This window comes from Nitrospirota bacterium (assembly GCA_040755395.1).
GTDB lineage: Bacteria > Nitrospirota > Nitrospiria > Nitrospirales > Nitrospiraceae > DATLZU01.
Map to the genome: position 1 here is coordinate 237700 of JBFMAX010000003.1, position 12520 is coordinate 250219.

Annotated in this window: 5 protein-coding genes; all 5 read right to left on the minus strand. The window is 61.9% G+C overall.

The genetic code is table 11. The features are described from left to right. Nucleotides 1-6 precede the first annotated feature (6 nt). Nucleotides 7-1113 carry an XRE family transcriptional regulator gene (locus tag AB1555_07365; protein ID MEW6246512.1) on the minus strand — a complete coding sequence of 369 codons (1107 nt, stop codon included), beginning with the start codon at nucleotides 1111-1113 and terminating at the stop codon, nucleotides 7-9. Continuing rightward, nucleotides 1106-2356, minus strand: a complete 1251-nt coding sequence (locus AB1555_07370) for an ATP-binding protein (GenBank protein ID MEW6246513.1) — start codon at nucleotides 2354-2356, stop codon at nucleotides 1106-1108. Before AB1555_07370 ends, AB1555_07365 begins: the two co-directional genes overlap by 8 nt. Further along, on the minus strand, nucleotides 2349-5135 hold the full coding sequence (locus tag AB1555_07375; GenBank protein MEW6246514.1) for a TrlF family AAA-like ATPase: 2787 nt from the start codon (nucleotides 5133-5135) through the stop codon (nucleotides 2349-2351). The genes AB1555_07370 and AB1555_07375 overlap by 8 nt, the downstream gene beginning before the upstream one ends. A 182-nt stretch (nucleotides 5136-5317) precedes the next feature. Next, nucleotides 5318-9409: an N-6 DNA methylase gene (locus AB1555_07380; GenBank protein ID MEW6246515.1), complete on the minus strand. Its 4092-nt coding sequence runs from the start codon at nucleotides 9407-9409 to the stop codon at nucleotides 5318-5320. Between the two features lie 2 nt (nucleotides 9410-9411). Continuing rightward, nucleotides 9412-12342, minus strand: coding sequence for a helicase-related protein (locus AB1555_07385; GenBank protein MEW6246516.1), 2931 nt, complete (start codon nucleotides 12340-12342; stop codon nucleotides 9412-9414). Between the last annotated feature and the right edge of the window lie 178 nt (nucleotides 12343-12520).

Here is a 12520-nt window from a genome sequence, read left to right on the forward strand (position 1 = left end):
CTCGCCTCATAAGTCAAATGGAACGGGAAGCCCGTAGTCTTTGAAGAGGCCGGCGAGGTCTTCGATGGTCATTTCCAAAAGAGATGCGGCACGCCGGACCGAAAGCGCGCCCTTGGCCAACGCTTCTTGCAGACGATGCACAAATTCTTCGCTGAACAACTTTGGTGTCGGCAACGGCTTCCGCGGGCGGCCGTTAGCCGTCAGGCGCGTATCACGAATCTCCAAGAGGTCCGCCTTGGTCAGCCAGCCGAGTTGCACCAGCCGCCATTTGAGGGCCACCGCTGTGACCATGAGTTCGGTCGCTACGGTATTGAGCCAAGCATGAATATCGGACTGACCACGGGCTTGCCAGCGAGGGGCCAGCGTACGTTCCGGCATGAGGAGAGCGGAGGCGAAGGTATCCGCCAACTGTTCCACACGGCCTCCCTTGCCGCCTCGCGGAATGTCGCCCTCGCGGTGTTCGGGAGGCATCTGCTCCCAGGTGAGCAAGTGAAAGACTTCGTGCGCCAGATCGTAATGTCGCCGGCCTTCGGGTTCTTTGCGATTGATCAAGATCGCATTAAGGCCAGGCACCTGGCAGGCCGCGCCGGAAATGCTCTTAGGCGCATCGACATACAGCACCAGTGCCCCAAGCTTTTCCCGCACACGATCCGCGAGGCGCAGAGCGGGGATTTGTCCCAAATCCCACTCGCGACCCAGGGCCTCGGCAGCCGTGCGCGCCTCTTCATACGTGCTGCTTGCTCTGAGCGGCAGGCGCGGCTGCAGCGGGCCTCCCGCAACGGCTTTGCCCTGCCCCAGTTGCCGATAGAGGGCAATCCAGCGCCCAGCCTTCTCCTCGAAAGAATCGAGAAGGCCTGCCGTGGCCTCTTTGGACGTGCGCCAGGAGAACGAGCCCTCCCCGACCAAGCGAAAACGATCGGTGAAGAAGTCCACGTCCACGTGCAAAACCTGCATCGCGCGAACGAGTTCTTCGGCGCTGAGTTTCCGCTGACCCGCCTCGATCGCCGCGACGGTCTGGCGGTCCTTGAAGCCGAGCATCTGGGAGAGTCGGGTTTGGGTGAGACCAGCTCGCTCGCGCGCCAACCGAAAGCGCCGGGATATCAAGTCATTCATTGTGGGTTCCAGTGTGAGCCGCATAAATCGTCAGCCTCAGCTCGCTTTCGTCGAGGAGGGTGTATTCCGGCAACTTGCCTGACAACTTTCGGCTTTCTTCGAGTATGATCGGCACCCCTTCGCCGCGTTTGTCCATCAACCGTCCCCGTCCGACGTCGAGATCCACGGCAACCGGGCACTTCGCTAACAAGCTCGCGATCAGTTCGTTGCGTGTAGCCTGACGCAACGGGAGACTATCCACAGTCAGCGTATTCGCGAGTGCCCCCGGCGAGTACAGTTCGAGCCGATCAGGAAACATGAAAAGCCGAATCTTGGAGCCGTGCATCGAATAATCCCGGTGAGCCACAGCATTGACGACCGCCTCGAAGACGGCGCGCAGGCTGTACTGCGGAATCTCCACGCGGCCTGGCGATTTGACAGCGGCGATGCGCATGTTACGCTGCACGAACGCCAGGGCTTCCCGGATTTGGGCATCGAGCGGCCCGGTGATCGTACGGGCATCCTCCTGATAATTGCTGTCAGGTCGCTCGCTTCGATAATGAACCGCCTCGATACACGCACCCGGGAGCCATTGCTCGGGCTGGTCCGAGCACAGCAACACGCCACCTACCGTTGCTCGCCAAGCCCCACGCTCGTCTTTGGTGATCAGCTTGAGCTTGCTGAGAAGAACCAAGGGATCGTCCCGCAGTTCTGCAGCAAAGCGCTCCCAAAGCTCCTTCACAAGCGTGTCCGGCGTCGTCTGAGGAACCGCTTGTTCGTCGAAGCGAATGATGCGGGCCTGGCTGCGCTGCTGGAATAGGCGTGCCAGTTTTTCAGGCGACATCTCGCGTTTCGAACTCCCGATCCGCTCGAAGTACCCTCCGGGGCTCTTGTGGACGAACAAGCTGTGGGGGACCTCCACCTTAATGACCGCACGCTCTGTTCCAACCGAATCGGGCAAGGTCATGCGCACGATCTGCGCGGTCAGGGGAGGTTTGAGCGAGTCGTTGCAGATCTCCCGCAAAACCGCCTCGACTGCATCGAGGCGCTCGATCGGAATTCCCTCCACGTCACGTGTCTTGGCGTCGACGCCAAGCAGAAGCACTCCGCCGGCCGTATTGGAAAAGGCGGCCAACTCGTCCGCAAGGTCGTCGCGCTTGGGCTCCGCCAACTTCTGACCACGGAACCGAACGGACTTCAGTTCGAACACCGAATCCTCGCCAAGTCGGATCTTCTCGATCAGTTCCTCCTTCGTATCAAGCATGGCCGCCCCCTTCCACGAGGCGGCGGTACCGCTGCCGGAAGGCCTGCTCCCCGCCCTCCATGACCCGGCAGATCTCGGCGCGCACCTCTTGCTCCTGCAGGCAACCGCTTTGAACCGCACGGCATTGGCCGTGACGAAAGTCCATCACTGTCACCAACTCCGCATCGCCGTTGACCACGATGTTCGGGTTATGCGTCACCACGACGAGTTGCCTGCGCAGCTTGTTTTCGCGAATCTGCCGCACGATGAGGTCGTAGATGAGATGGTTATCCAGATCATCTTCCGGCTGGTCGAGCACCATGGGCTCTTCGCCGTACGCAAGCAAAAAGGCGAGCATGGCCGCTGTGCGCTGGCCTGGCGAACCCTGTTGAATCGGCGTGAAGTCTTGTCCGTCTCCTCGAACGCTGTAGGCAGCGGAGAGTCCATCTTCCGGGAACCAGATCTCGAGGCGGTCGAGGGTCTCAGGCTTGAGACCACGCAGGTACTTGATAAACCATCCGCCGAAACTCGAGGAATCCTCCCCGCGCGCAACTGCGATCAACTTCCGCTTCAGCATTGCCAGTCGCTTCTCGATTTCCCTTGCTGCTTCCGCTCGGTCTTGAGGCAGATTGCGATAGAGATCGGCGATTACGCCTTTCGAGCCGTCTTGGCTCAGAATGTCGTCTTCGAGCCGCTCGTCGGTGCGACCGATCAATTCCCGAAAGCTCCTCTCGGCCTCCTCCGGCGTACACTGATAGGGCCGCACGTCGATGCGCACAAAGGGGTTGTCGCGCAGCGCCGTGGCCAAGAAGGCGCCTCGGTCCTCCGTCAGCTTGCCCCGGAGCGAGAGCATCTCATCGCGAACCTGTGCGGCCTCGATCTGTACTTGCTGGATGGTCTCTTTGAGCCGTTCCAACGCTTTGATCTCCTGTTCCACCACCTGCCGGCGCTGCACGAGCTGGCCGAATTGCGCGGGGTCGGCTACGCCCTGGCTGCGCAGCTTCTCCACCCATTGGTGATAGCGTGCTTCGACGGCGGCCAGCTCTTTTTTCCACTTCGATTGTGCGAGGGCTTCGCGCCAGGTCCTGCCTGCCGACGTGACCCTGTTCTTCAATGTCGCGATCTCGCGTTGTACGCTCGCGATGGCGTCTTTGACTCTGTCCAGCTCGGCAAGCACCTCCCGATCGCTCGGGTCCTTCTCATCGAAAAGGGAGATATCCAGTGCGCTCAGCGCGGCCTCCTCCCGGGCACGATCCAATGTCTCCACGATTCGTGCGACATCTTCCACGACATGGGCCAGCTCGCGGTTTTGACGTTGCCGGCGTTGATAGGCCTTGAGCGTCGCGGCATGGTCGGCACTTGCGAAGACAGCGAGCTTGCGCGTGAGATCGGCCAGTTCCCCCTGCAGCCTGGAAACGGCCTTACGCCTCTCGGTCAGCTCCCGTTCCTTGGCGCGCAGGGCGAGAAACCGCACCTCGAACTCGCGCCAGCGACGGTCCCACTCGGAGCGATTCACCTCGCGCGCTTCGTCCACGATGCGTCGCAGCCCCGCCTCGTTCTCGGAGAGAGAGAACACCTGCTTTTGGCTGAAGATGCGTACCGGAAAGCGCTGAATGATATCGCCGGCTTCGGCCTGCCAGCCGCCATTCGGCTGCTCGCTCTCGATCGGGGCCAGCGTCCCCGCCTGATTCCACTGCAGCCGAAAGCGCGTGCCGTCTTTCAAATAAAAAACGCGAACCTCGGTCTGATCGGTCAAGGCGCCGCGGTCGTCACGGCTGCGCGGCACGCGGTAGAAATCTTCAAAATCTTTGGCCACATTGCCTGTGAGTTCCTTGTCCCGACGCAATCCGATTCGCAGGAACTCGACGATTGTGGATTTCCCGGTTCCACGTCCGCCAATCAGTGTGTTCAGCCAGGGATTAAAGCGAAGAATGAGCGGCGCTCCGCGTCCGCAGACTCGTGCATTGGAAATCTCGACTCCTTCGATGAGCTGCTCGGCGTGCCGGTCGGGATCGGCCGGCTGCCGATCGCTGCGCCGAATGGACAGCGGGGCTCCATCGAGCAAGGCGAGCCGAAGTCCTTCGAACGAAGGGGTCCCCATCTTGATCCAAGTGAAATGTGAGCCCGGAAACCGTGCGCCGGCTTGGCCGTTCGGATGATGGGAGTCCGAACCAAGGACTTCGGACAAATGGAGACTATTCCGAAGACCGCCAGGCTTTGGAGCCATCGGATCGCAGATTTCAACTCCGATCAGCTCGGAGGAACAGAGCAGTTGATCGAGCGAGAGGCCTTGCAGAACACTGAACGCACCTTTCGGCCCGTCCGCATGAGCGAGGATCGGTAAGCCACCTTCAGCCGCGATGGCCTTGATCACCTCGAGTGATGACAGTGGAGAAACCGCGTTGGACGTGCCCTCTGTCCCTTGCGGAAATTTGATCGCCCCGAGCAGATGGGTGACAGTGTTGCTGCTGGCATTTAAATCGAAGATCGCAAGGATGTGCACGCCGCCGTTGGCGGCCACTTCCACTCCTGGGAACAGAAACAGGGGGCGGTACTCTGGATGGTGGTGCTGTTGAAGCTCCTCAAGCGCCTGCTTGAGGCGATCGATCCAGGCGCCGCTGTTGTGATCGGTCACAGCGACGCAATCAATTCCTGCCCGCATAAAGCCAAGGAGCCAGTCCTCCGGCGTGAGGTTTCGCAAGGCGGCCTGGTTGTTCCCCCTGCCGTAATCATCGGAGGCAGGGGTGTGGGTATGAAAATCAAACTTCCACCAGCGGGCGCCTGGAAAGTTCCATGTCATCGCGGAGCCTCATGGGGTAAATGGTGAACCGCTTTGGTTATTGTTCTCGCATTATCCTCTTGCATATGATGAAATGCAAGATTTAATTGCTGCGTGGTCAGGCAGGGACGGTCGACTCGAAAACCAGTTCAGAAATGGCCGAACTCGGTTCACTGACCCAACGCGGCATCCCCGCACCTACGTCAACCTTTGGAACTGCGATCCCTTCCATAGTGACCCGTGTTTTCGGCCGCTCGCGGGAGCGATGTCTCCGATTCCGGGATCGAATATTTCTGTTGTTCGACGGCGCCCGTTTCCTGGTTCCATTCCGTCACGCGTTGCTGAAGATACGCGTAAAACGCCGGGCGTTTGCGGGCGAAGACGGGAAAGGTGGAGAGGATGTAGGCGAGGTCGTCAGCGGTGAGGCCATAGGCTTGGGCGACGGCCCTATTGGCCTGCCAGACAGCCTCGAAGTACGCGGGATCGCTGGTCCAGTCAGTGCCGCCGTCGGCGGAAGGGGTGGCGATTGCGGGGATTGACCGGCAGTCGGCGAGCGGTGGAACCGCGACGCGGGAAACATGGGATAAGCTGACGGTAGAACTTACACGAAACCTCAGCAAAAAATCGAAGGCGATGGAATTCAGTACGGAGCATGCAACTTCCAATGAAAAATCATCGAAATTGCTGATAAAAAGCTTGTGATTAGCGCACGATTTTGCCGGGAGAATAGCGGCAATGCAGGTGCGCATGTCGGTGTTACGGGCGACTTCCCGGAAGACGAGCTTGGGGCCAGGGCTCGGCGGCTTGCCGTATTTCTTCTCCACCGCTTCGAGGCTGACCCATCGCTCAACGGGCTTCAAGTCCACGATGAACTGCTCAATCTGCTTGCCTTCGTAGAGCGGCCAGAAACCCTTCTCGGCCATGGCCGCCCGTACGTCGGCAAAGGGGATGGACCGATTCGCCGGCCAGTCGAGGCCGCAGACTTCACGCGGCGTGTACAGTCTTCCATCCGGCCTCGTCCACAGGTCTCGGTCGTTGGTCATATTAAACTCGGTGTAGAACCGCACGTTCCAGGCGCCGGGGCCCTGGTCGCCGAGGAGGGGGCGGGGCGTTTGCCCGGGGAGCAGGCCGTACATCTTGAGCACCAGCTCCCGGTCGCGCTCGCCGCGGTATTCCAGCAAGGCGAGGGTGCCGGGGGAAAGCCGCTCGATCTCCAAACGGCGGATGAGCACTGCCACGCCCGACGGCGGGCCGGAATCGAGTTCGTCCAGATCGTGGCGCATGAAGGTGGCGAGAAATTCGCTGTCCCCAGGGGCTGCCGCGCGCTTCTCCGCCACCAGGCAGACAAACTTGTAGCTGGAGTGAATGTTGAAAATCTTTTTCCGGTTCTCAAACCCATAGAACCGCTCGATCGTCATCGCGTCGAGCAGAAGATACCGCAACCCCGTGCAGCCTTCGTTGTTGTAGATCGCGCTCGGCACGAGATACCCGAGCCTCCCGCCGGGCTTGAGCACCTGCGTGGCCCGTTCGACGAAGAACTTGAAAAGGTCCTGGTGCCCCCCAGTAGTACGTCCGTTAATTTCCCATTCTGCATAGTGGAAGTCACCGCCTGCCTTCAAACACTGTGCAAGCGTTTTCAATCTCTCGCTATACTTCTCGAATTCGCTCTCGAGCGTAGGCTGCGCGCCGTGCAACTCGCGAATCCGGACATCGAGTTCGCCACCGGTGTAAGCCCGGATGAGCACATCGGCCCGGCCGTAGAACTCTTTCCGATCCGGCAGGACCTTCTCCCACGGCGGGTTGCCCAGCACGCAGTCGAAGCCTCCACCCCCACCCTTATCCTCCCCCGCTGGGCGAGGGAGGGATGAGGCTGAGGCAAACACCTCGGGGAACTCCAGTTCCCAATGGAAAAAGCGCTCGCGCTCGCGGACCCGCTGGAACTCCGCCCACCAGGGGAACGTTCGGGCGTCGGCCTCCAGGTCGGCTGACGACATGAGGATGGGGAATGCTGCCCAAATCTCCGGGATGAAGGCCGCTGCCGAGCGGAGATCGAGCAGCAACCGCGCCGTCTGTGTCGCTGCGTCGGCTCGCCGCAGCCGATCTTCCTTGTAGGCGAACTCCTCCGGCGTGTCCGCCCTGACCTCCGGCGGAAGCGGGGCATCGATCAGTGTGCGCTCTGCCAACGCTTCGGCGAGTCGCCGTTTCAGTTCCGATTCAAAGAGCCCCAACGTGCGCCGGTCGGAGGCCTTGCCCAGCTTGGGATGCGGGGGCTGGGCAAAGTTCGCCAGGGAGCTGCCGAGCAGAGAGTTTCCGCAGCGGATGTGGTGGGCGAAGAACGAGAGCGGCCGGTCTCCGGCGAGCGACTCGATCCAGAGCGCCACTTGCGCCAGTTGCACCGCGGCGGGATTGAGATCCACGCCATAGAGGCAATGCTCGACGATGCGTCGCTTGCACCAGGCCGGGCCTTCCTCTTCCCACCGCCGGCGCACCTCGCCCGAGAGCCTCCGGTCCGGATAGAAGGCCGGAGGGGGATCGCCGTGGCCCTCGCGACAATAGGCCTCGAAGAGATATCGACCGAGAAACCGGGCCGCTCCGACCAGGAAGTGTGCCGAGCCGCAGGCGAGATCGATCACTCGGAGCTGCTCGATGTCCGCCGCCGTCTTCCCGGTTACCAGGGGCGTGAGGGCTTCGCGGACGAGATAGTCCACGATCGGCGTGGGTGTATAGTACGATCCGCTCGCCTTGCGGGCCGAGCCTGGCTTGAAGAAGAAGTCCCCGGCTTCGAGGCGGCGCAGAAGCTTGAGAACCGCGCCGCGTTTGACGCCTTTCTCGGCTTCTTCCTCGCGGTCTTCGTCTTCATCCTCGGTGGCTTCCTCTTCGCCTTCCTCGCCGTCCTCACTCGCACTCTCCTCATCCTCCGACGCCATGTCCGGGTGCAGCCGTGCGGCCTCCGTGCCCTCCACGATCGCCGCGTCACCCTTGACTGTGAGCGATTTCGTCTCGACGAGCCGGACCACTTCGGCCGGGGCCAGAACAAAATCCCGACCTTGGACCCGGCACTCGATCATCGTGTCGGTAGCCTCGGCCGGCTCATATTCCAGAAGCCCCTGGTATACGTTGCCGAGTTGTTCGATGTCGAGTTCGCGGAACGAGACCCGCTCACGTCCCACGCCTCGTCGCGGGGTAGTGGTCGCGAGGGCGAGCAGGACGTGAGCAGTCGCGCGATCGTCGAGCCTCAATCGTCGCAACAGACGGCCTTCTGGGGTCTCCTCGCTGAAGAGGTGGCCGCCGCGTGGCGGCATGTTGTCCAACTCCGGGAGGTGCGGCGCAATGCCTTCGTTGAAGATGCGAAAGAGGGCGAGGAGTTGCGCCCAGAGGCCGTACCGGTTGGCGGGAAGCGCCTCAATCGGCGCGCGCAGTACCCGCGTGATCATGCTGTCGAGCGAATAGTGTTTTTGATAGAACTGGTGCTGGGACAGTCGCTCGTCGCGCGCTTCGGCATAGAGGATGAAGAGCAACCGGTAAAGCGCCAGAAACCCGGCATCCCGGAGATCCGGCAGCGAGGGCTGAGCGGTGAACGCCGCGGGCCTCGTGCGCACATCGGTGAGAAAGCCACCGACGATCCGCTCGGCCGCCTCGAAGACAGCCTGTTTCAGGTCATCGGAGACTGTGGCGCTGTGGCGACGGCTCTCGGCTTCGAGCCGATCGATCGGTCGCGTGCCGTCCGCGCCGCATAGGAAATTCGGCGCGGACAGGAGGCGGTGCAGGACCTGGAGCGAGTCCACGTCTTCCTGCTCGACCAACGTAGCCAAGTGTACGTCCAGAGCTGCCCCGCGCGCGCCCAGGCCGGGACGGCGGATCAGTCGTAACACCTCCGGCGTGAGCACGAAGCCATAGTCTGCTCGCCACCGCCCGAGCGCCTCTTCAAGGGCGCGCCGAGTTCGTGATTCGTCGAGCTGTTCGTGCTCGGGAAGGAGATAGACCGTCGCAACGACCACCGCTTCCGTTCCCTGACCGGCAGCGAGCGGCCGCAGGCGAGGCTCCTCGTTGTTCTCTCTCAGGGCAAAGCCCAAGACCTCTTCGAGCAGGGGCCTGGCGAAGCGCTCGCGGAAGCGTGTGATCTCCGGTGCCTCCCAGCCATTGACCGCTTCCACCAACCGGCGCAGGCGATCCAGGAGTTTTCGCGCTTGTGACGGGGTGAGTCGCGTACTGTCCCGCCCACAGCCGGCCGACAGTGTGCCGAGCCAGTAGTCGGAGAAGAATCCTCGCCGATTGTGGATCGAAACCAGAGCCATCGTCAGACCCGGGGAAATACAAGCAGCACGCCAAGCGCCTGCGGCTCGGCCGGCTCGGGCACAGTGGCGAAGCGGGTGATTTCTTCGAGTCGTTGCCGATAATGCGTTTCCACCGCTGCGCGCCTGGCCTGCCAGTTCGTCGCTGCGTGGCGGAACAGCTCCGTCTGCGCTCGCGCACCAGCTCGCTCCTCCTGTTCCTGCTCGAGAATTTCGGCCAACCGGTCCGTTCGATACTTCTCGGCTTCTTCCCGGAGCACTTGTGCGAGGTGGGCTCGCTTAGTCTGTTCCCGAGCCACCACCTGGCGGATATAGCGGCGCGCCTCCTCCGTGGCTTGTCCTTGCAAGGCCGCAAAGTTGTGCGCGAAGACTTGCTCGCAGTCGTTCCAGGGTACTTCGCCGGCCGGCGTGTCCTCCCGATCGTCAAGCAATGTTCGCGCAATGGTCTGGTCGAGCACCTCGCCTGCTGCCGTGATCGCGATGCCGAAGACCGCTCCCTTCGGATGGCTCTGGCGTTCGTGAAAGGTGAACAGGGCCAGCGGCGTGGTGGCGATGGGATGGCGGCGGACCGCGATCCGCGCGGCGAAGTGGTTACGCGTGGGTTCGAGGGTCAGCTCCTGCCAAGCGTGCTCAGCGATAGCCTGCGCCAGCGGATGCAACCGATGGACGAACTCGACTTGATCGGCGGGATATCGCACGGCGACGGAACGCCGGAAGGTGGCGCAGTCGTAGCGGGGCGCCACACCCGGTCCTTGCAAGTGGCGCGGGACGTCAATCCTCCAGGTGTCAGGGATCGTGCTGGGCCGGAGATGGGGGCGAAGCACCTCGCGTATCACCCGTTCGAAGGCGAGGTCGTCTTCGATCAAGGGATCGGCCGACACCGTATCGGCACAGGGCAGCGTGGGCTCGTCCGGCGCCTGTCCCAGCAGGAGCGGTGCGAGCTGGGTGCTGAATTCGTGCTGCTTGGTTTCGAAGAGGCGCATCAGGGTATCCCCCTTGCGTGCGCCGTCTTCGGCCGAGGCGATGCTCCCGAGCAGCTCCTCGAGACGGCTGCCTTCGAGAATGCCCAGAATGTCGGGCGTGGAGACGCGATCGTCGTGCATGGCCGCGATGCGCTGGACCAGCCGGTCGAGCACTCGGTCTTCGGGCGAGTCGGGGTAGAAGAGATAGCGAATGATCGGCGCTCTGGTCTGGCCGTGGCGATCGATGCGACCATTCCTCTGCTCCAGGCGGTTGGGATTCCACGGAAGCTCGACATGGTAGAGACGGCAGCAGCGCTCCTGCAGATTCAGGCCTTCGCTTGCGGCATCAGTGGCCAGCAAGACCCGACAGCCCGGTTCACGAAAGCGGGCGATGCGTTGCCTGCGCTGACGAGCACTGAGATCGCCGACCAGGACTGCGTAGGCATTTTGCAGCAGAGGATGAGCGTCGAACGCCTCCTGCAATGCGGCAAGTGTGTCACGGTACTCGGTAAACACGATGGCCTTTTCGCCTGGAACAGGGAGCACGTCGCGTTCGAGGTCGGCGATGAGCGCCACGATCTTGGGATCCGGTCGGCTAGCGACACGATCGAGCAGGTTCTCAATAGTCTTGAGTTGCCGTTTCTCCGCGTTGCGCCGACGCGCATCGCGCGAGAGCGCTGTCCGCAGAACACGCAGGGCCGTGCGCTCGGCCTGGCTCTCCGCCAGGGGTAGATCGCTCTGGAGTTCGCGCAGCTCCGAAGGCTTGGGCGGGTCTTCGTGTTGTCTTGCTGCAAGGGCCTTCAGCCGGTTTGCCACCGTCTGTTTCAGCGCGGCACGACTTGACAGCATGCGTTTCTTCACAATCTGCATCGCGAACGATACAAGGTCGGCTTCCTCTGAGCCCTCGGCGGATTTGATCGTTTTCGCACAGTACTCCGTCACGAGGCGGAACATGTCGCGTTCCTCGTCAGTGAGATTTCTCACCTCGATTCGGCCCACAGGGTGGCGCACCGGGAAGGCGGGCACGACCCTGCCATCCGAGGTCGTTTTGACGATTTGCGGCTTGAGACGACGGATCATCGTGCGTGCGATACGCCGCTGCACGTCCTCGGTGCGACCGTGGAGGGTGGCTTCGGCGGGCTCGACGAGTTCCAAGAGCGAGCGGAAGCTGTGTCGATACCCGTTGTGGGGAGTGGCCGTGAGCAGGAGCAGCGTGCGCGAGGCGTTTCGCAGGTTGGGACCCAGACGGGTGCGCGCCGTCGAATAGGGATTCGCGGGGGTGCCGGATTCCGCAAGGTAATGTGCCTCGTCCACTACAATGACATCCCACGGATGGGCCAGCGCCGCTGCATGCACATCGCGGCGCTTCAGATATTCGGTCGAGGTGATGACACGGTCGAAATAGGCCCAAGGCTGCACGCCCTCCGACACTGCGGTTTGGGCACGGTCGAGCGCCGCCGAGTTCTCGATGGGTTGGAACTCCAACCCGAATTTGTCCCACATTTCGTCCAGCCACTGGGGAATCAGCCCGGGAGGGACCACGAGGAGAATCCGTTTGCCGATCCCACGGGCGATCAGTTCCAGCAGGCAAATCCCCGCTTCGACGGTCTTGCCGAGGCCGACATCGTCAGCGATCAGCAAACCGCGCCGTGGTCCGGCGAGCAGCCGCGCAAGCGGCGCGAACTGATAGGGCTCCGGTGAAATCCGTGCGGCAACAAACGCCGCATACTGCCCTGGGGGTGGAGATTGGAGGGTGAGCGCGTGATGAAGCGTCAGCCAGTGACTGAACGGGGTGAGGGAGCGGCGATCGAGCGTCGGCTCTGGCTCAATAAGTGGTTCAAACTCGTCCGGTGGGCACAGTGCTTCGATGGTCTCTCCGCTCGCAGGATCTTCTAATCGGAGCAAGATACGGTCACCAAGAACGGCATTGCTGCGCACACACCATCTGGAACCACGAAGATAGACGGATGTCATGGGGACTCGATTATCTGTGACCCATCAGAGGAGATGACCAGGTCTTTTTCATCAACGCGGTTTGAGCTTTAACGGATGTTGGAGCGAATCCGTAGTTTAGAGAAGCCGGCGATCCGAGTCTATACGGTCACAATGTCGGCCTTCTGCTATCCGATGCCACAGCCGAGGGCATCACGGG